The sequence below is a fragment of the Rhizobium sullae genome, assembly GCF_025200715.1.
Lineage (GTDB): Bacteria > Pseudomonadota > Alphaproteobacteria > Rhizobiales > Rhizobiaceae > Rhizobium > Rhizobium sullae.
On record NZ_CP104144.1, the window covers coordinates 1,716,466 to 1,736,937 of the forward strand.

Annotated in this window: 16 protein-coding genes and 1 pseudogene; 8 read left to right on the forward strand and 9 right to left on the reverse strand. The window is 61.5% G+C overall.

Annotation, left to right across the window (positions count from 1 at the left end; genetic code table 11):
* Positions 1-136: 136 nt before the first annotated feature.
* The 6 genes and pseudogenes from N2599_RS28905 to N2599_RS28930 all read left to right on the forward strand — a co-directional run bounded on the left by N2599_RS28905 (position 137) and on the right by N2599_RS28930 (position 7,290).
* The gene (locus N2599_RS28905; RefSeq protein ID WP_027513014.1) at positions 137-1,753 is read left to right on the forward strand and encodes an arylsulfatase; all 1,617 of its coding nucleotides are present in this window, start codon (positions 137-139) and stop codon (positions 1,751-1,753) included.
* A 69-nt stretch (positions 1,754-1,822) separates the two neighbouring features.
* Complete coding sequence (locus N2599_RS28910) at positions 1,823-2,833, forward strand: HAD family hydrolase (RefSeq protein WP_027513013.1); 1,011 nt, start codon at positions 1,823-1,825, stop codon at positions 2,831-2,833.
* A gap of 65 nt (positions 2,834-2,898) precedes the next feature.
* Positions 2,899-3,177 (forward strand): annotated as a pseudogene (locus tag N2599_RS28915) (hypothetical protein); the annotation flags it as partial.
* Between the two features lie 65 nt (positions 3,178-3,242).
* On the forward strand, positions 3,243-5,522 hold the full coding sequence (locus tag N2599_RS28920; RefSeq protein ID WP_037143543.1) for a tetratricopeptide repeat protein: 2,280 nt from the start codon (positions 3,243-3,245) through the stop codon (positions 5,520-5,522).
* A 548-nt stretch (positions 5,523-6,070) separates the two neighbouring features.
* A complete protein-coding gene (locus N2599_RS28925; protein ID WP_037143540.1) occupies positions 6,071-6,313 on the forward strand; it encodes a hypothetical protein in 243 nt (80 codons plus the stop codon).
* Positions 6,314-6,324: 11 nt separating this feature from the next.
* A complete protein-coding gene (locus tag N2599_RS28930) occupies positions 6,325-7,290 on the forward strand; it encodes a helix-turn-helix domain-containing protein (RefSeq protein ID WP_051336795.1) in 966 nt (321 codons plus the stop codon).
* Between the two features lie 91 nt (positions 7,291-7,381).
* On the opposite strand, the gene N2599_RS28935 is transcribed toward N2599_RS28930, so the two are convergent.
* Entirely contained in the window at positions 7,382-7,591 is a 210-nt protein-coding gene (locus N2599_RS28935; protein ID WP_027513010.1) for a hypothetical protein, read from the reverse strand.
* Positions 7,592-8,085: 494 nt separating this feature from the next.
* Here N2599_RS28935 and N2599_RS28940 point away from each other — a divergent pair, with 494 nt between their 5' ends.
* Entirely contained in the window at positions 8,086-9,660 is a 1,575-nt protein-coding gene (locus tag N2599_RS28940) for an arylsulfatase (protein WP_027513009.1), read from the forward strand.
* A 396-nt stretch (positions 9,661-10,056) separates the two neighbouring features.
* Here N2599_RS28940 and N2599_RS28945 read toward each other — a convergent pair whose 3' ends face one another.
* Genes N2599_RS28945 through N2599_RS28970 form a run of 6 tightly spaced genes read right to left on the reverse strand, consistent with a single transcriptional unit; the run spans position 10,057 to position 16,465 of the window.
* Complete coding sequence (locus N2599_RS28945; protein ID WP_051336794.1) at positions 10,057-11,403, reverse strand: BatD family protein; 1,347 nt, start codon at positions 11,401-11,403, stop codon at positions 10,057-10,059.
* Positions 11,400-12,971 (reverse strand): VWA domain-containing protein, encoded by a 1,572-nt coding sequence (locus N2599_RS28950; RefSeq protein ID WP_027513008.1) that lies wholly within the window; start codon positions 12,969-12,971, stop codon positions 11,400-11,402. The genes N2599_RS28945 and N2599_RS28950 overlap by 4 nt, the downstream gene beginning before the upstream one ends.
* On the reverse strand, positions 12,968-13,972 hold the full coding sequence (locus tag N2599_RS28955) for a vWA domain-containing protein (RefSeq protein ID WP_027513007.1): 1,005 nt from the start codon (positions 13,970-13,972) through the stop codon (positions 12,968-12,970). Before N2599_RS28955 ends, N2599_RS28950 begins: the two co-directional genes overlap by 4 nt.
* Entirely contained in the window at positions 13,959-14,483 is a 525-nt protein-coding gene (locus N2599_RS28960; protein WP_027513006.1) for a DUF4381 domain-containing protein, read from the reverse strand. The genes N2599_RS28955 and N2599_RS28960 overlap by 14 nt, the downstream gene beginning before the upstream one ends.
* Positions 14,483-15,478 carry a DUF58 domain-containing protein gene (locus N2599_RS28965; protein ID WP_027513005.1) on the reverse strand — a complete coding sequence of 332 codons (996 nt, stop codon included), beginning with the start codon at positions 15,476-15,478 and terminating at the stop codon, positions 14,483-14,485. Before N2599_RS28965 ends, N2599_RS28960 begins: the two co-directional genes overlap by 1 nt.
* 15 nt (positions 15,479-15,493) lie before the next feature.
* Complete coding sequence (locus N2599_RS28970; protein ID WP_027513004.1) at positions 15,494-16,465, reverse strand: AAA family ATPase; 972 nt, start codon at positions 16,463-16,465, stop codon at positions 15,494-15,496.
* Positions 16,466-17,070: 605 nt separating this feature from the next.
* On the opposite strand from N2599_RS28970, the gene N2599_RS28975 reads away from it, so the two are divergent.
* Positions 17,071-18,885 carry a hypothetical protein gene (locus N2599_RS28975; RefSeq protein WP_051336793.1) on the forward strand — a complete coding sequence of 605 codons (1,815 nt, stop codon included), beginning with the start codon at positions 17,071-17,073 and terminating at the stop codon, positions 18,883-18,885.
* Between the two features lie 34 nt (positions 18,886-18,919).
* Here N2599_RS28975 and N2599_RS28980 read toward each other — a convergent pair whose 3' ends face one another.
* Together N2599_RS28980 and N2599_RS28985 are read right to left on the reverse strand one after the other, a co-directional pair.
* Positions 18,920-19,879, reverse strand: coding sequence for a formylglycine-generating enzyme family protein (locus N2599_RS28980; RefSeq protein WP_027513003.1), 960 nt, complete (start codon positions 19,877-19,879; stop codon positions 18,920-18,922).
* A 132-nt stretch (positions 19,880-20,011) separates the two neighbouring features.
* Positions 20,012-20,467, reverse strand: a complete 456-nt coding sequence (locus N2599_RS28985) for a transglycosylase SLT domain-containing protein (RefSeq protein ID WP_245209312.1) — start codon at positions 20,465-20,467, stop codon at positions 20,012-20,014.
* Positions 20,468-20,472: the final 5 nt, after the last annotated feature.

A 20,472-nucleotide genomic window follows, 5' to 3' on the forward strand; every position in this document is an offset into this window, starting at 1 on the left:
ACGGCGGCCTAGGATCACGCCTGGGCCGCCGGACTCTGACCGCCTCAGTGCGAAATTGGGCACGTGTCAGTTGGGCAGTTTTCAACGAGGTCGCAGGCCACCGGCCCCGCCTCGGGCAGTTGGGAGGAATTGAACAATGCATCGATTTAAAAACGTCTGGCTCGGTCTTTTGGGTTCCGCATTTGCCGCGATTGCGGCGATCGACCCCGCGGCGGCACAGGAAAAACCCAACATCGTCGTCATTATGGCAGATGACGTCGGCATCTGGAACATCGGCGCCTATCACCGCGGCATGATGGCCGGGCGCACGCCGAATCTCGACAAGATCGCCAATGAGGGCATGCTGTTTACCGACTACTACGCCGAGGCGAGCTGCACGGCTGGTCGCGCGGCCTTCGTTATGGGCCAACTTCCAATTCGCACCGGCCTGACCACCGTTGGCCAAGCCGGCGCCACTGTCGGCATGCCGGCGGAAGCAATGACCATCGCGACGGCGCTCAAGGACTTGGGCTACGCCACGGGGCAGTTCGGCAAGAACCATCTCGGCGACCGCAACGAGTACTTGCCCACGGTCCACGGCTTCGACGAGTTCTTCGGTTATCTCTATCACCTCGACGCCATGGAGGACCCGTCGCACCCCGGCTACCCGCAAGAATTGTTGGACAAGGTCGGCCCCCGCAACATGGTTCACAGCTTTGCGACCGAAACCGACGATGCAACGGTAGACCCGCGCTGGGGCAAGGTCGGAAAGCAGAGGATCGAAGATGCCGGTACTCTTTATCCGGATCGGATGGAGACGGTGGATGAAGAAATACGCGATATCGCGTTCAAATGGCTCGACAAAGTGAAGGCGGACAACAAGCCGTTCTTTCTGTGGCTCAATCCCACACGTATGCATATCGTAACCCATCTGTCCCCCAAATATGAGGCTTTGCGCAATTCAGAGAACGGATGGTCGCTTCAGGAAGCAGGCATGGCCCAGCTCGACGACATAGTGGGCGCAACCATGCAGAAGTTGACGGACATGGGCGTGGACGACAACACGATCGTCGTGTTCACGACGGACAACGGCACCGAGACCTTCACCTGGCCGGACGGCGGCAACACCCCGTTCAAGGGGCAAAAAGGCACCGTCTATGAAGGCGGCTTCCGTGCCCCCGCGATGATACGCTGGCCCGGCAAAGTGCCTGCGGGCAAGGTCGAAAATGGCATCGTCTCCGGCCTCGACTGGTTCCCCACTTTTGTTGCCGCTGCCGGCAATCCGAACATCAAGGAGGAACTGCTGAAGGGCAAAACCGTCGGCGACAAAACCTACAAGAACCATCTCGATAGTTACAATCAGCTGGACTTGGTCACCGGCAAGGGACCCTCGGCCCGGCAGGAGGTATTCTATTTTGGCGAAAGCACTCTCGGAGCGGTGCGCATAGGCGACTACAAGTATCGCTTCATTGACCAACCCCACGGTTGGATCGGCGTCAAGAACCAGCTCAACGCGCCCACCCTGACAAACCTGCGCCTGGACCCGTTCGAGCGCTTAGGCGATCCGGAAAACGGGACTTTGGATGGCGCGCAGGGAAATTTCATGGGCTGGTTTGTCTACGAGTTCTGGCGCTTCGTGTTCGTCCAACAGCAGGTAGCCGCCCTCGCCCAAACGGCAATCGAGTATCCGCCGCTGCAGAAGGGCGCAAGCTTCAACCTCGACGCTGTGAAGGCGCAAATCGAGGCCGCAGTTAAGCTGCGCGCGGGGCAGTGAAGCTAGTGTCAATCTGGCCGCCGATCGCAATTTGCGATCGGTCGCCAACATAACAATACGGAGTGTCACATGCTTGCGAAGTATGATCTCCCTGAACTGACCCGTCGCGTCATATTGGCTGCCGCCGCGGCTCTGCTCGTCGCACCGCTGGCTTTCGCCCAGACCGATCCTCTTCCCTCCTGGAACGACACCGCTCCGAAGGCGGCGATCGTCGCCTTCGTCGAGAAGGTGACAAAGGAGGGTTCGCCGGAGTTTGTCCCGGAACTGGAGCGCATCGCCGTGTTTGACAATGACGGCACGCTTTGGACCGAGCATCCGATGTACACGCAACTCGCCTTCGCGCTCGACCGCGTGAAGGCGCTTGCTCCGGAACACCCGGAATGGAAGGACACGCAGCCGTTCAAGGCCGTGCTCGAAGGCGACATGAAGACGCTGGCCGCATCCGGCGAAAAGGGTCTCCTGGAACTCATCATGGCGACCCATTCCGGACTGACTAGCGACGACTTCCAGAAGATCGTTACCGATTGGCTTGCCACTGCGCGTGACCCGAAGTTCAAGCGCCCCTACACCGAACTCGTTTATCAGCCGATGGTCGAGCTGCTCGCCTATCTGCGCGCCAACGGCTTCAAGACCTTCATCGTCTCGGGCGGCGGTGTTGAGTTCATGCGGCCATGGACGGAGCAGGTCTACGGCGTCCCGCCAGAGCAGGTTGTCGGGTCGTCGATCAAGACTGAGTTCAGGATGCGTGACGACACGCCGACCTTGTATCGCCTGCCGCAAGTCAACTTCATCGACGACAAGGCAGGCAAGCCGGTTGGGATCAACGAGCATATCGGCCGCCGGCCGATTGCGGCCTTCGGCAATTCCGACGGTGACCTTGAAATGCTGCAATGGACGACGATGGGCGGTGCGCCCGCGCGTCTCGGCGTCCTCGTCCACCACACCGATGCGGAGCGCGAATATGCCTACGACCGTGACACTGCATTCGGCCGCCTCGACAAGGCGCTCGACGCGGCAGCGATCATAGGTTGGACCGTTGTCGACATGAAGGCCGACTGGAAGCAGATCTTCAAAGATTAAGGCCTTGCGCGGCTCTGCGGTGACATTGGACTCCAACCGCGTTTACCGGGACAGGTATGCCGCCTGGCGGCGGCAGTTTTGCTGGCGGCGGTTTTCATGAGGGAGCTTTTGGCGGAGGCAGCTTCAGGGGCAATGACGTGCAGATCGGCGACACCAATATCAACCGTGCGGGAGGCAGCTACTGGCATGCGCCCGTCTATCACGGGGCTTGGTATCGCGGCGTCCCGGTCGCCGCTGGCGTGGTCGCCGGTGCGGCCATCGGAGCGGCAGCGGCGCGTCCCTACTATCCCTACTATACCAACGGCCCGCAATGCGGCTACTATCCCTACCCGCCTTGCTACTGACCCCATTCCCGTCACGCCGCCGCGGCGGCGTGACGTTTCCTAAACTGGTATGATGGAGCGATTGAGTGGCAGCATCTGTTCGGTCAGCGGCGGTTGGAAGGATAATCCTCCTGTTGTTGGTGTTGCTCGCGTCCACCGGGGGGAGCCTTGCGACCGATGATGTCGCGATGCCTGTCCCGGATCCTCGGATATCTATTCATGAGGGCTTCGTCGACGAGAAGACCTGCGCGTCCTGCCATCGCGATCAGGCGGCCGCTTTCGCGAAATCCGACCATGCAAGGGCCATGGCGCTAGCCGACGAAAACGCCGTTCGGGCAGATTTCAACAATTCCCGGTTTGAACATGACGGCACTGTCACGACGTTCTCCCGCCGCGACGGACTATTCCTCGTCAGAACGGACGGACCGGACGGCAAGGAAGCCGAGTTCGAGGTGAAATATACATTCGGCTATGAGCCCCTTCAACAATACTTGGTCGACACGGGAGGCGGCCGGCTGCAGGCGCTTGACGTCGCCTGGGACACAACCAGACAGCAGTGGTTCTGGCTCGGCAACAACACCCCAGCCAAACCAGGCTCGACCTATCACTGGACGGGTCCGTTCTACCGCTGGAACCGCACCTGCATCGACTGTCACTCGACCGATCCACAAGCGGGCTTTCAACCGGCGACGAACGAATACAAGTCGACCTACGTCGCCACGAGCATCGGTTGTCAATCCTGTCACGGTCCTGGCGCGAAGCACGTCGCCTGGGCGGCGTCCGGCAAGACCTCCTCCATCAGCAATCCAGAGTTCGGATTGCCGAAAGCCGACGCAAGCGCTTGTTTTGCCTGCCATGCAAGACGGACCAGGCTCCTAAGCGGCCACGTGGCCGGGAAGCCTTTCCTCGATTACTTCTCCCCGGCAATGCTGCGAGAAGATCTCTATTTTCCCGATGGGCAGATACTCGACGAGGTCTTCGAGTACGGCTCGTTTCAGCAAAGCAAAATGGCAAGGGCGGGCGTGACCTGTCTCGATTGCCATCGTCCGCATGAGGCCGGCCTCAAGGCTGCGGGCAACGCGCTCTGCACGCAATGCCACTCGGAAATCAAGCCCGAGCGCTTTGCGAAGCAGGATCCGACCGGACTGTTCGACGATCCGAGCCATACCCACCATCCAGTCGGCTCGGCCGGCGCGCAATGCGCCAACTGTCACATGCCGCAGCGCACGTATATGAAAGTCGATCCGAGACGCGATCACTCGTTCGTCATTCCTCGACCGGATCTGTCGGCGACCTTCGGAACGCCAAATGCATGCATGACCTGTCACGCGGGCAAGAGCAACGCGTGGGCAGCGGAAACCATGGACAAATGGTACGGAGCGGAATGGCGCAAGCGTCCGACGATCGCCCATGCGTTCGCGGGCGCCGAGAATGGCGAGCAGGCTGCTTTGGACGCACTCCGCAAGCTCGTCAACGATCAGGACGAGGCCGGGATCGTCAGGGGCAGCGCCGTTGCCAGAATGAGCCGAATTGACGGAGCGGACGTCACCGCTGACGTTCGATCCGCATCCGTGGACGCAGATCCACTCGTCAGGCTTGGAGCAGCGGAAGCCGCAGTCAACCTTCCGCCGGAGCGCCGGCTGGAGGCGATCGGCCGCCTGCTCAGCGATGAAACGCGCGCCGTGCGCGTAGCAGCGGCAACGGCCCTCGGAAGCACACCTCCCGACCTCTTCGGCAACCAGCGAGGCAACTTCGAAGCCGCAGTCAACGACCTTCGTGCCTACGTCGATACGAACGCAGACGTTGCGGAAACGCAGAGCAACTATGGCTTCTTCCTGTTCGGCCAGCAGCGGATGGCAGAGGCGGAGGCCGCCTTTCAGCGAGCAATCTCGCTGGACCCGACATTGGAAGGATCACGGGTTAATCTTGCGGAGTTCTATCGTGCCACCGGCCAGACCGACAGATCCGAGCAAACCTATGCCGAAGCAATCTCGGTCGCGCCCAATCGCGCCGATCTGCGTTACGGGCATGCTCTGTCCCTGGTTCGCAAGAAGGCGATTGATAACGCCATTTTGGAACTGGAGGATGCAATCCGGCTCGATCCTCAGAACTCCCGCTACAAGATGACGCTTGCGGTTGCCCTCGACTCCGTCGGAAGGACGGGAGACGCGCTGAACAGGCTCGATGCCTGGGCGGCCGCCGGCTCGGATCCCGATTTGACGGGCCTCGCGCTCCAATACAGTCTCAAGCTTCAGCGGTTGCCGGACGCGTTGAAGTTCGCAGAGCGCATGACCGAACTGAGACCACAAGACCAGCAGATCTCGGATCTGCTGAGGCAGTTGCGACAGGCTGTCAACCAGCAATAGAGGTTCCTGCCTGCTGAAATCCACTTTCTATTGCACAGTTCCGAGCAAACGATGTCGGGGGCCTTCTCATAAACGCCATTCATTTGCATGCGATCCTACTGCTGACGGGGCCCATCCGCGGCGTCGATCGGTAACGCCGCCGATCGACGCCCTCGGGGCGAAGACGGTTGAGGCCCGCAGCCAGCAGGGGCCGATTGTCGGCGTGTCCCTTCATTTCTGGGGATTGCAGTCGCCAGATGGGGAACGCCTTGGCGATGCTTCGGGAGTATCTTTAACGGCAACTCTGCGCTGACCGTGGTCGTGCGATTCAGCGTTCGGTCGTTCATCTGTGGACGCAACTACCAGAATTATCGATCTCGATGCTTACGAAACATCTCACCACAGCAATCTTCCCAGGCGATCTATTCGCCAGATCGTCCACATGCCGTCTCGGCTCTTTGCCAGCGACTAGCCATGAGCCGATCCCGATGTCATCCGCTTGCATGACAGAGCACGGCCCGAATACGTGCGAGGATGCGCCAGATGTAGCCCGAACCGGGAGGCAGCAAATGGACTTTCACATTCTCGTCGCCGCGCATATGGGCTGCCGTCGCCATCCCCAACGGATGAGCGCCGCTGCCGAGGACCAATACTACGGCGATAAGTCCAACCTGTTACGTCCGAGCGTCCGGCTGCTCGCGCCGATCGCCGTAACCGCCGGCATGATCCTGCTTCTGGTCGGCTTATCCGGACAAGAGGCGCTACCATGCCCTGGTGAGCCAGCCATGCTATATTGCGATCCGTTGCCATAGGAGGCCGCGAGATGGAAGACAGCGAGGCTGACCCGGCGGCGATCCTGGGAGTGATCCGCGCCGAGACCGATGCCTGGTTGCAGCGGGACTTCGAAGCATGGGCGGACCATTGGGTGCAATCGCCCCACACCCGACGCATGGAAGCTTGGGTTTCGCTCGGCGTGCGGGTGGACGAAGGCTGGGATGCGATCGCTGCACGGATTAAGAAAATCGTGGAGAGATTTCCGGAGAAACATACCTTTGCGGGCCGCGTCCGCTGGGAAAAGGTCAACGTCGTCATCGACCGGGACATGGCTTGGGTGACTTTCGACCAGATCGGCAGCGACACTGGCGAGGATCGCAAGCGCCAGCTTCGGATTCTTCACCGGATTGACGGCGTCTGGAAGATCGGCTGTGCAGTGGTGATGGAGTGCACGGTCGAGGAGGCGAGCTGTCCGCTGATAGAAGTTGACGCAGACGTGCGGATTCTCTGGACGAACCGGCTTGCGCGGGAGCGCATACTCGGCCATCCGGGCCTGGCCGCCGCCGCCGGAAGGCTGCGCGCCCGGCGGCGTGAACGCGACGTTGGGTTGCGTGACGCAGTGCGCTCGGCTTTCTGCGAGTTGCAGAGCCAGCGCCCATTGAACGTCGTGCCGAAACAGGCCTGGGCCGTGAAGCTCGGCGAGGATGCTGCGGGAGTGTCGCTCTACTGCTGGGTCCTGCTCGAGGATGGCAGGGTGCTGATCTCCTTCGACGACGCTGAGACGATCGAACGCCGGATCGCTTGTGCGCGGGAGGTCTTCAGCCTCTCACCAGCACAGACCCGACTTGCGCGTCTGATCATCGATGGCCTGGAACTCGCAGCGGCCTCCGATGTGCTCCAGGTCAGCGTCAACACGCTGCGTACCCAGTTACAGCGAATCTTCGACAAGACCGGCGTGCGAAGCCAGGCCGCGCTAGTCCGTACGCTGTTGAGCACCGAGGCTCCGACCAAATAAATTCAGCCGGCCTTGGCTGCCACGGTGTTGCTTTGCTTTTTCCGCGGTCTTTCGTTTGCGGCCGACGCCGGAACGGCGTCCGGCGGTTTCCCTACTGCCGACCAGCACGGCCGTGAATCATCGGCGCGCGACCGCCTTCCATGCGGGAGAGATCGTCGCCGCTTCCCTGGTCGACGCTGCCATTAATGGAGCCAGGATTATATTTGACGATCGCATCGCCGCTGCCGAGCTCGACCGCTTGATGGATGCTACCGCAGTTGGAAATGTTCGTATGGCTGGCGCCGTTGACGAGCACGCCCACCGTGATGAAGGCCCCGCTGAGTTGGTGCCGGCCAGAATATCGACGGCCAGTTCTTCGAGCCGGTGGTTGAAGAACCCTCGGGTTGCCATCGTCGGCGATGGTGTCGCCGGAGGCGGGAGCTGTGGGATTGCAGTCGTGAACGCAAAACCGGCTTGAGGAAGAAAGAAGACGCTGGCAAGCGCGGCCCTTCGGAACGAAACCGGCCCCTTTTTGCTGTGCGACTAACGGTGGACGCCGTCCGGCGGAAATACAACTCTACATATTAGAGGTACCGGTTTAGAGACACCGGCTACAGGCTGAACTACGGGCTTTTGGTAACATGTTCGTACATGTTCGCACCTACCGCAGTTTTATTTGAGAGCGATAGTGGGGCGGCTGAGTGCCCGCGATCTCATTGCGCCTGGCAATTGGCTTTCGGGCACTGAGCGATGTGAGTGAATCTGCAATGCGGCTCTGAACTCTGCAACGTCGCAACCCATCGAAGGAGACCAGCCATGCAAATACGAGGACTGCTGGGGGCAATCGTGCTCTCGGCCACGACCGCGCTGACAGTCGCTGGGGTGTCGCAGGCGCAGGAACAGGCCAAGCCGAACATTCTTGTCATTTTCGGCGACGACATCGGTCAGACCAACCTGTCGACCTACAGCTTCGGCCTCATGGGGTATCGGACCCCGAACATCGACCGGATCGCCAACGAAGGCATGAAGTTCACCGACTACTACGCCGAGCAGAGCTGCACGGCCGGTCGCTCGACGTTTCTGACCGGCCAATCGACGCTGCGCACCGGCCTATCCAAGGTAGGCCTGCCCGGCGCGGATGTCGGGATCCAGGCGAGCGACGTCACCATCGCCTCGGCGCTCAAGGACCAGGGCTATGCCACCGGCCAGTTCGGCAAGAATCATCTGGGCGACCGCGACGAGTTCCTGCCGACCGCCCATGGTTTCGACGAATTCTTCGGCAATCTCTACCATCTCAATGCCGAAGAGGAGCCTGAAGACTTCAACTATCCGCGGGACCCTGCCTTCCGCAAGCAATTCGGCCCGCGCGGCGTCATCAAGGCGTCGGCCGACGGCAAGATCGAGGATACCGGGCCGCTAACGCGCAAGAGGATGGAGACCGTCGACGACGAGACCTCCGCCGCAGCGATAGACTTTATCAACCGGCAGGCTCAAGCGAAGAAGCCGTTCTTCGTGTGGATGAATACGACGCGGATGCACTTTCGCACCCATGTCCGGCCCGAGAATCGCAGCCAGCCAGGCTTGACCGCGCTCACCGAATATGCGGACGGCATGATCGAAACCGACAAGGTGGTCGGCACCATCCTCGACAAGCTCGACGAACTCAACATCGACGAAAACACCATCGTCATCTACACGACAGACAACGGACCGCACCAGAACTCCTGGCCCGATGCCGGCACGACGCCGTTCCGCAGCGAGAAGAACACCAACTGGGAAGGCGCATTCCGCGTTCCTGCGATGATCCGCTGGCCGGGACACATCGAGCCAGGTTCGGTCGCCAATGGCATCTTTTCAGGCCTCGACTGGTTCCCGACGTTGCTCGCCGCCGCCGGCGATGCCAATATCAAGGATCGGCTGCTGGCCGGCGCGACCGTCAACGGCAAACAATACAAAAATCACCTCGACGGCTACAACCAGCTCCCCCACCTAACCGGCGAGACCGACGAGGGCGCCCGCAAGGAGTTCTTCTACTTCAACGACGACGGCGAGCTCGTGGCCATGCGCTACGAGAACTGGAAGCTGGTGTTCTCGGAGCAGCGGGCAACCGGCACCCTCCGGATCTGGGCCGAGCCCTTCACGCCCCTGCGTGTGCCGAAGATGTTCGACCTGCGCGCCGACCCATACGAACGTGCCGACATCACTTCGAATACTTATTATGATTGGGTGCTTACGCGTGCATATCTGGTTGTTCCAGCGCAAGCCTTCGTTGCAAAGTTCCTCGGCACGTTCGCCGAGTTTCCTCCGGCGCAACGTCCCGCGAGCTTCTCGATCGACCAGATCCAGGAGCGCGTAACCGAGCAGTTCAACAGCGTCGGCGGCGGCCAATAGCGACCCGCGTCGCAACGACAACGTTTCCGACCCGGCACCGCAAGCGATGCCGGGTTCTCACCAGTGCATCCGACAGCGACGGAGCGTGCAGCCAAGACAAGCATGAGCGCGCACGATGACGTCATTGCTCTCTGCAAGCGTATCCTTTCTATGTCCCGTGGAAAATGAAGCGTGGAAGTTCGCAAAAACGCGGACGCATTGCCAAGAGCAAAGCACTTTCGTCTTGCCGTACACTGCCGACAAACGGGCGTCGCTGCGGCGCTGCCTCATGCTGCTTCGCATCCGCCGCGGCGGGCTGTCCGCTTTTCAAAACGCGGCTGATTGAGACGACGCGAGCAAGACAAGCAACGATCCCACGGCATCGCGTTCGTCAGTGCAATGGCGTGATCGGCAGAGTTATCCACCGTCCCAGCTGGGATTGAGTTGCGGCAGGATCCTGCCGCGCCAAAGGCTGGGTTTGGGATCAGCCCCGATCAGCCATGCGCTACGCGCTTTGCGAATGCCGGAGCCCAGCCGGTCGCCCGATAGATGTGGCGGACCAGCGTTTCCGTAGAGCGCCTGTTGTTGAGCATCGAAGGCTTTCACAGTTTCTTCGTCGCCGAAACGAACGAGCCACGGCCGCAGGGGCACGACACCCGCCTTGCGCGACCAGCGATCGAAGGTTTTGGCGATCTCCAGCGGCGATCCGTTGTGGCAGGCCTGTTCGACATGGCGGAAAAGGGCAGCTTCGGAGTCGCGCGATTCCGATCGGCGCGACTCCAAGGCTTCCTCCAGCCTCGTAAGCCCCTGGGCGAGAAGCCAGATGGCAACCCCCGTGACCAATGCAACAGCAGCGGTCACGCCGGCGAGAAGCCAGTTGAACGGCGAGGCATCCGGCTCAGGCCCCGGCGGCGCCAGAGAGCTCACGGGAGCGGGCGTCGCTGCAACGGAAACAGTGAGCGAAGGGGCCGAAGCCGATTCGGTTGCCGCCGTCGCCGGATCGAACCAGCTGAGTTCGATCGCCGGGAGTTCGTATTGCCCGGTGTCCTGGAAAAGATATTGAACCACATCCTTCCTGACACCAGCGACAGGCTGCCCTGTCCGATCTGTTTCCTCAGACAAAACCGGGTCTTGCCGGTAGGTGCGGATGCCTTGGGGTACCGGAAATTCCGGGACCGGAATCATCATCGCGCGAAGGCCTTCTGCGCGAACGGTAATCGTCCGGAGCAGCGTATCGCCGGCCTTCAACGTTTTGGGATCGCGGTCGAGATCCTGCGTGATGGTTAGCTTTGCGGCCACGACGCCGGAACCACCGGTCGCACCGCCGGGGGCTGCCTTGACGGTGAACCGCAGCGGCGGCAGGCTTGCCTTGCCCTGTGTCGTCTGGCCCGGAACGGCGGCATAGCCGAAGGTGATCTCCGCCGGCGGCAGGGTGAATTCGCCGTCTCTTTGCGTGGTAATGACATAGGTGCGGCGGATGCCGGAATAGCTTGTCCCCTCGATCGTCTCGTTGAGGTTCAATGCCCGCCCATCCTGCAGCGTCACAATCGCGCCGGGCAGATCGATCGCCGGAAACTGGGGCGGCTGCAGGAAATAGTTGGGCACGAGCATATCAACATCGACAAGCACCTGCTGGCCCACATAGAGCGTTCTTTTGGATTGCAGCGTCGCCCGGGCAAGCGGGTCGGCGGTAAGTGCCGGCGTGGCGACCGAGACGCACCAGAGCAGCAGGGCGAGGTGAACGCAGCGCGACCAGATGCTCATTTCGGCTTTTCTCCCGAAGCTTCGATCGCGAACTTGCGCGCCAGGAGATCGGCCGGCGACACCTGGATGTTGCGCATCCACATCTCGGCGGTTTGCGCCGCGACGTTGACCTGGCCCTCCTTGCCCTTCTTCCCCTTGTCGTCGAACTGGATCTGGTCGGGGTCGAGGCCCGCCTGCTCCTGTTGCTGTTCCTTCTCCTGGTCGTCCTTTTCCTTTTTGCGCCGTTCGGCCAGCTTCAGGTTGGCCTCAGCCTCGGGCCAGGCCGGCCTCTGCTTTAGTGCCTGCTGGTAGGCGGTGATGGCCTCTTCGGCCTTGTCGAGATGCATCAAGGCATTGCCCTGATTGTAATAGCTTCCGGCATCGGTCGATTGCGCGAAGGCATCGATGGCGTCCTGATGTTGGCCGGCGCGATAGAGCGCCGCACCGCGCCAGGCAACGTCTTCGAAATGATCGGCGGCTGCGCCATAATCGCCGCTCCGGAAGGAGCGCTGCCCTTGCTGATCTTGCGTCAACCAGGCGTCAACAAAGTCGGCGGCCTCTGCCTTCGTCGCAACACCGAGGGGAAGCAGCAGGACGACAAGCATTCCCAACCAGTGGATCTTGTGGCCGCGGCGGAACGTCAGAATGACGAGCAGGGCGATCGGTATCGTCAGATACCAGCCGAAATCGCGCCAACGTTGCAGCCCCTCGTCTGTCTTCTGAGTAAAGGCGCTCTGGATTCGACGCACAATCCAGTCGACATCCCCGTCATCGAGGGTAACCGTCGCGACTTGCACGCCGGAAACGGACTGTAGCCCCTTCAGCGCATCGACATCCAGCCTAGCCTGGACGCGCGCGCCGCTGGCATCGGTCAAATACTCGCCGTTGCCGATCCTGACGGGGCCGCCTTCCGGCGTGCCGACGCCGAGCACCATCAGGTCGTTGCGGCCCTTGTAGTCGGCAAAGGCCGGGAACGAGGCGCGCTCAACGCCATCCGTCATGAACAGAATGGTGCCGGGCGCTGTTTCGTCTGCCAGTGCTGTCTCGATGACTTCCAGCACCTTGGCCGTGTCCTTGCCCTGCACCGGCATCAGCGCCGGTGAGAGAGCGGCGACGTAGGTTGCGACGAGAGAGGCGTCGTCGGTAAGGGGTAGCACCATATGGGCCGAGCCCGCATAGGCAAACAGCGCCGTGCGTGCGCCCTTCCGTCGCTCCATGATGTCCTGCACCTTGAGCTTGACGCGTTCGAGCCGGGTCGGCGAGATGTCGGTCGCATCCATCGTCGGGCCGAGATCGATGGCGATGGCGAGCGGAGCCCGGTCCTCGACGAAGGGCGGACGCTCCTTCTCCCAGGTCGGCCCCGCCGCAGCGATAGCCGAGAGGGCAAGCAGCCCGGCGATGAGGTGGACCGGGCGCAGACCACGGGTGCGGACGTGGTCGATCAGAAGATGTTCGAGCAGGTTCGGGGCGATGAGATTTCGCCAGCGCGCCCGCATATCCGTCTGCCGGTCGATGAGCCAGACGAGCAGCGCCGCCGAAACCACGGCCAGGAGCCACCAGGGACGCAGGAAATGAAAGTCGGTGATCATGCCTCGGCCTCCTCATCTCCTCGGCGCGCGGCATGGGCCGAGACCATCCACATCAGGAGGTGATAGACCAAGACGAGCAGGATCGCGGCGCCGAGGGGGTAATGGAAAAGCTCGATGCGCGGCTGCCAGCTCAGCGTCTTCTGGTTGGCGGGCGTAATCTGGTCGAGCAGGACGTAAATATCGGCGAGCGCCTTTTCGTCGCCCCCGAAGAAATAGCGGCCGCCGGTCGTGGCGGCGATTTTTTGCAGCGTCGCGGCGTCGAGCTTGTCCTCGCCTTGCGCATTCGGATCGCCGATACCGACGGCGTGGATCAGGATACGGTTCTCCTTGGCGATGTCGGCCGCCTTGTCCGGCGCCATCTTGCTCGCCGTGTCGTTGCCGTCGGTCAGGACGATCAGCACCTTGTCCGGCGCCTGGCTTTGCTGGAAGAGCTTGATCGACAGGCCGATGGCGTCGCCCAGCGCGGTCCTTGGGCCGGCCATGCCCGGCAGCGTATCGGCGAGCATCATGCGCACCGTGCCGTGGTCCATAGTGAAAGGCACGAGTGGATAGGGCGCATTACCGAAGGCGATCAAGCCGAGACGGTCATTTGACCGTTTTTCGACGAAATCGGCCACGACCTCTTTCACGGCATCGACACGGGCCCGCACATTCCCCTGCGGATCGCTAAAATCGCGGGTATCCATGGATTGCGAGAGGTCGAGCGCCAGCATCAGGTCACGCTGCGGTTCGGTCTTTTCGATCGGCGGTTCGACGAATTGCGGCCGCGCTAATGCGAGCAACACAAGCAGCCAGCAGATGGGTGCAATGATCTTCTGAAGCAGATTGGCCCGTGGCACGACGGAGCCTTCCGTCGCGCCGATGCCAGCCGCCTTGGTGATATCGTCGAAGAAAGGAATGCGGACCGCCGGCGTCTGCTCGCGATAGGGCGGCAGCAGCCACCAGACGATCAGCGGCGCCGGAAGGAGAAGCAACAACCAAGGGTGATCAAGGGCGTACATCGTGTGCCTCGATCCACTGGCGGGCTGCGGCAAATACGCGCCGGGCCGCGGCGTCATTCAGCAAGGGACGACCCGACAGCCGATATTCAGTTTCGGCAAAGAAGTGGTAGCTCCCCGCGTCGATCTGCGCCTTGCCGGCGTGGTCTCGCAGGAACTCTCCCCATTCCCGACCGCTGAGCGATGCGACCTGTTCGCGGGGCCAGACGGCAAGCGCCGTGCGCTTGACGATCGCGGGCAGCATCGCCAACGCCTGCAGACGTTCGGCATCTCCCCCGATCCGGGCTTCCAGCGCGGCGAGATCGGCAAGCGCATCCCGCCGGTAACGGTTTTGTGCGTGGCGGCGAAGCCAGCGCCAGAGTGCATAGGCGAGGACAAGCACGACAACGCCTGTCAGTGCGGCCCAGCCCCAGGTCGCAGGCATCATCGAGACCGGCTGGGGCAGGACAATATCGGCCATCTGTCGCAAGGTGGCCTCGAGCATCGGATCTTTCGGCGGCGTAGTCGGATCCATCACCGCCTCCTTTGCCGCCAGGCAAGCTGGCCGAGCAGCGAGCGCAATTGGGGGGCAACTTCCTCAGCTGCGGAAACCGCCAGCATCGGCAGCCCCATGTCCCGCTGCCAGGAGAGCAACTCGCGGCCTCGGTTGCGCGCGAAACTGTCGACCGCATCGCGCACGGTGTTTCGTGAAAACTGCAGCTCGGCCTGCAACGCGCCGCCGCTCACCACCATCTCGCCCTGGTGCGGCAGCTCTAGAAGGAAGGGATCGTAGACAAGGATGCAGATGACGTCGTTTGCCACCGACATCTTCAAGAGAAGATCGCGAGTGGCCGGGCTGTGGCCGTCGAAGTCGGAGACCACGATAATCAGGTGATCGTGTTGCGCGACAGCCGCGACCTTCGACAACACGGCATCGAGCCGAGCCGGCGTCCTCGGCATGTCGGACGTCGCGCTGAGTGCCTTGTTCTCTTTGGAGATCGCCTCAGAGAAGCGAATGACGGCTTCGCGGCTGCGGTGGGGGCGCAGCGCTTCCTCCGCGACGTCGTTGAATACAAGGCCTCCGACGCGATCGCCGAGCGCCGTCACGCGCCAGGCGCACAGTGCTGCAGCCTCAGCCGCTGCGACCGACTTCAGCGATCGCCGACTGCCGAAGAACATGTTGATGCGTTGGTCGACGATGACCAGCGCCGGCCGATCCTTCTCCTCGTCATACACGCGCACGAAGGGCTTTCCGGTGCGAGCCGTAACACGCCAGTCGATGGTACGGATATCGTCGCCCGGCAAGTAGTTGCGCAGCTCTTCGAAGCTCAAGCCCCGGCCGCGTATGCGTGACTCATGGCGGCCGGCAAGCAGGCGATGTACGGGCGTCTTGCGCAGGAAAGTCAGATCGCGGGCGATCGGCTCGAGCGCAGCGAGGTCATCGACGCTGACATAGACGCCTTTCGTGCCGGTCTCCGTCGATCGCTTGATCCCCGTCGTCCTGGCAAAGGCGGACACAGAAATTGCCATTGCAGTCCCTCCCGGTCAGGCAGTCGCCACCTTTTCCACGATCCGGTCGATCGCCTGGTCCGCCGTAATGCCGCCGGCATGGGCTTCGTAGGACAGTATGAGCCTGTGGCGGAAGACGTCGTTAACCGTCTGCTGTACGTCGTCGGGCGTGACAAAATCGCGACCATTCATCCAGGCGTGGGTACGAGAAACCTTGTCAAGGCCGATAACACCGCGCGGGCTGACGCCGACCTGCACCCATTTGGCAAGATCGGCATCGATCTTGTCGGGATAGCGGGTCGCCATCACCAGCGCCACTATATAGTCCTCGATCGCTTTCGAGACCGTGATGTCGGAGATTTCCCGGCGGGCAGAGAGTACCACTTCAGCTGCGAGTTTCTCCGGGCCGCCGCTGTGACCATGGGCTTGTTTCTCTTCGGAACGCACCAGCTCCATGATCGCTGCTTCCGACTTGGCATCCGGATAGTCGACACGCACGTGCATGAGGAAGCGGTCGAGCTGAGCTTCCGGCAGCGGGTAAGTGCCTTCCTGCTCGATCGGGTTCTGGGTAGCCATCACCAGGAACAACTCTGGCAGTGGATGGGTCTGGCCGCCGACCGTTATCTGCCGTTCCTCCATCGCTTCAAGTAGGGCTGATTGCACCTTGGCCGGCGCGCGGTTGATTTCGTCGGCAAGGATGAGGTTGGCGAAGATCGGTCCTTCCTGGAATTTGAACTCGCCCTTGCCCCCGGCGCTGAAATAAACTTCGGAGCCGGTAATGTCAGAAGGAAGCAGGTCTGGCGTGAACTGGATGCGAGAGAGGTCGGCCTCCAGGTTCTTGGCGAGGCTCTTGATCGCGCGGGTCTTGGCAAGACCCGGCAGCCCTTCCACCAGAAGATGTCCGTTGGCAAGCAGGCCGATCAGCAGCCGCTCGATCATTGCCTCCTGACCGATGATCGATTGTCCGATGCGGTTGCCAAGAGTCTGAATGTCTTCCCGATGTGCCATCATGTTTCCCCGAATGGGCCTGGACGGAACGTGCGCCGGGCCAATGGAATGGGCGAACAGTCTACGGGATTTTCACAAAATCTCCCGGCTTCCACGTTTTGCCTACGACGGCCTTCCTCGGTCATTACAGCAGGAGGATTGCAAAGAAACCTTGGTCGGGATCGTCTTTTTCCAGCTCTTGCCTTCGCCTGGTGTCGCCCGTTGCTAGACCTACTTTTCAAGCAGTGCCGTAATCACACGCTCGGAGAGGAGGCCTTTCTCAACCGGCGCGTTGGCCAAGGCTTCCGGCGTCATCGCCGTGGGGGCCGGTTTGAGCGAGAGCTGAACTGGCCGGTACAGGAGCGAGCGCGAACATTGCCAAATGACGTTTCATCTTTTACCTCGATATCGGTCATGCTTCGCCTCCGCAGGAGAACAATTCTCCTGCTTTCGCGCTAGGTACGAACAGGTGCGAACGTGTATCATTTTGCTGACGCAAGGATGTGCGATCACTTTTTTGGCAACCGAATTGGTTCGCAAGTTGAAATTGAGGTGGAGTTTCTATCTTCTTTGAAGTTGAATGATCCGGCAGTTTATTAGCAATCGATCACGGGGAGTGAAGTCGCATGCTGACGAACGGCTTGACGGAGCGGGTTAAGACGCCCGCATACGCCTATCCGGGTGAGGCAGGCGTAAGGGAGGAGTTGCAACGGGTTCTAGCCAGCACCGCTTTCAAGGCGACGCCGCGCCGCAAGAAACTTCTTCAGTACCTCGTCGAGGAGTTGCTTTCCGGCCGTGCGCGCGAGCTGAAAGGCTACACGATCGCCACCCTCGTTTTTGGCCGCGACGAGAACTTCGACCCCCAGACCGATCCGGTCGTCCGGCTGGAAGCACGCCGCCTGCGACACGACCTGGACAGCTATTACGTTTCGGCTGGGCGGGGCAATCCGTTGCGCATCTGCATTCCGAAGGGGCAATATGCTCCAGCGATCGAAGCGGCGGAGACCAGTACCGCTGTCTCTTCCGCCGTGCCGACCGAAAGCGACGAGGGTTCCCGCGAGCCCGGCGCCCGAAACGACAGCATCCTGCCAACGTCCAAGGTCCTTCGCCATGCGGTGCTGGCTGCGCCAATCGCCGTCGTGTTGATTTTGGCGGTTGTCGCCTACGCAGTGTTGCTTCCAAAGCCAAGCTCTTCGATGCGCGATGTCGGCGCCAATGGAACGGCCCTTGCCGTGCTGCCATTCGACGCGGATGGCGACTATCCCGCTAAAGTGCTTTTAGCCAACGGCATGGCTGATGAGATCATGAGCGGCATCAACCGTTTCGGGGTATTCCGCCTCTACATGCCGTCAGCGGGCGACAAGAGCCTTTCGGGCTCTGATCCCATCGAAATCGGCAACCGTCTCAATCTTGCTTATGTGGTGAATGGCATGGTTGATGCCGACGCCGCCGCGGGAACGCTCAACGTGAACGCGCGATTGATCGATGTCCAGAGTCAGCGGATTCTCTGGATCGGTAGCTATGACCGCAATTACACCGTTGATTCACTGCGCGCCGTGCAACGCGAGATTGCCGCTGCGGTTGCCACGGCCTTGGGACAGCCCTATGGGGTGCTGCGTACGGACGAGAGTACCCGGATGGCGGGACCTGCGTCCGACATGTCGAGCTATCAATGCGTGTTGCGCGCTTATGCCTACCGCCGCTCCTTCAAAAGGGTAGAGCACGAATCCGCCCTGTCTTGCCTGGAGCAGGCCGTGCAGCGAGACCCGAAATATGCCGAGGCATGGGCGATGCTGGCCTGGCTCTATATGGACGAAGGGCGCTTCGGCTGGACAGCCGACGGGAAGGAAGAGAGCGCCTATCATCGCGCGCTTGCGACGGCGCGCCATGCCATTGCGCTCGAGCGCGACAATATCTCCGGCCTGAAGGCGCTTGCGTCGACACAGCACTACATGGGCAATTATGCCGCGAGTGTGCGCATCCAGCGCCAAGCCCTGGCGATCAATCCCAACGACCCGGACACGCTCGCCCAACTCGGCTGGCGGCTGGCGGTGCGCGGCAACGCCGCGGAAGGAATTCCCTTCCTGCGGCGAGCGATCGAACGCTCAGTCAATCCGCCCGGCTGGTATTACCATTTGATTGCGATCGACCAGTATCAGAATGGACAGTATGAGGAGATGCTGGCGACCGCGCAGCGCGCGACCATTGACGGTTCGGGCATCAGTTGGTCTTTCGTGGCCATAGCCGAAGGAGCGCTTGGCGAGGAGAACGCGGCGCGCAAGGCGCTCGCTAAAATGGCGGAAATTTCTCCGCAGCTTGCCCGCGATCCGGCTGCTGGCTATCGCCGCCATCAGGCGATCGACAGCATCGTGGACGCACTGGTTTCCGGGCTTCGCAAGGCAGGCTGGAGTGAGCTCGCCGGAAATAAGGACCCCGCCTAGGGAGGCCTGCGTCACATCCTGCCTGCCGACGGGCTTATTTCCGAACGACACAGCGGAAGCCCACATGGCTTGTGGACGTGTCGGTCTCCTGCGCATGGCGTGCGGCAGGACGGTAGCGCCGGCAGTAGTTCGGCGCGCACAAATGCGATCCGCCCTTAAGCACCTTGCGGGGGATGGCGAGCTCGGCCTGGGCCGGGTTGATGCTCGCGTCAGCATCGAGGTTGCGCGGATTGAAGGGGATGCAGCAGGGCTTCGCGGCCGCTTCCGGATGGCGTGTCGTCCAGAAATCCGTCGTCCATTCCCAGGTATTGCCGATCATGTCGTAGAGGCCGTATCCGTTCGGCGGATAGGAACGGATCGGCGACGTACGGTCGTAGCCGTCCTCCAGCAGGTTCTGGGTCGGAAAGCCGCCCTGCCAGGTGTTGGCCATGTGCTTACCGCCAGGAGTCAGTTCGTCGCCCCATGCGAATTCCGCCTGGTCAAGCCCGCCGCGGCCGGCAAACTCCCACTCGGCTTCCGTCGGCAGCTCTTTGCCGGCCCAGGCGGCATAGGCTTCGGCGTCGCAGAAGGCAATGTGCACGACGGGATGATCGAGGATCGTGCCGATGCTGCTCTTGCGGCCAAGCGGCCGGCGCCAGTTCGCGCCGTGGGTGAATATCCACCATTGCGCGATATCGCGTCCCTGTAGCGGCTTCGTCGGCGGCGTGAAGACGAGCGAGCCAGCCCGCAAATTCTGCTGCGGCGCGCCGGGATAGTTGTGCGCCTCGGGTCGCTTTTCGGCAAAGGTGACATAGCCGGTCGCATTGACGAAGGCGAGAAAATCGCGATTGGTGACGGGCACTTCGTCCATCCAGAACCCATCGACCTTGACGGGATGGGCAGGTGCCTCCTCCGGGTAGTGATCGTTGGATCCCATCATGAAGGTTCCGCCGCCGATCCAGACCATGCCCGGCTGTAGGCCTTCCTGTTCGACGCGCAATTCGGATATCTGCATGTGTCGTCTTCCTGTGCTTTTCGCTGAGGGCCAGTCTCCAGAAGCGCCGAACCCGCGATCGTTGCTCTCTCAGCTATTTCTTGTCGTCCACCGCGACCGCTGTCTGGCCCTCTCCCTTTTTCGCGTGCTCGGCTAGCATGTCGTAGGCGACGTAGTATTCATAGATGTTGCTGACGTACTGGACGGTTTCGCGTCCGACGATGGCAGCCGCGCCGTTTTCGACATTTCCGAACCAGCGGTTCTCGTCGAGCCCCATTTCCCTTGTCTGGCGCGGAATTTGCGCAGATTTCCCGGCCCGGCATTGTAGGCGGCGAAAGCAAAGAGGAGCTGTTCGCGCGGCGTCAGCTGCGGGTCGGCGATATAAGTGTCGATCAGATGGCGCAGATACTTGTTGCCGGCCTGGATGTTGCTGTCAGCGCTCGACGAAATATCCTTGATGCCGAGGCGGCGCTTTTCCATCGCGCCGAAATCGCCGGTATATTTACCCAGCGACATCGCCGTTTCCTGCCCCGTGGCAGCGCCAGGAATGAACGCGACGCCGACCAGCCCGCACAGCATCCGGAGTACGGCGAAAAACCGGTTTTCCATTAGGG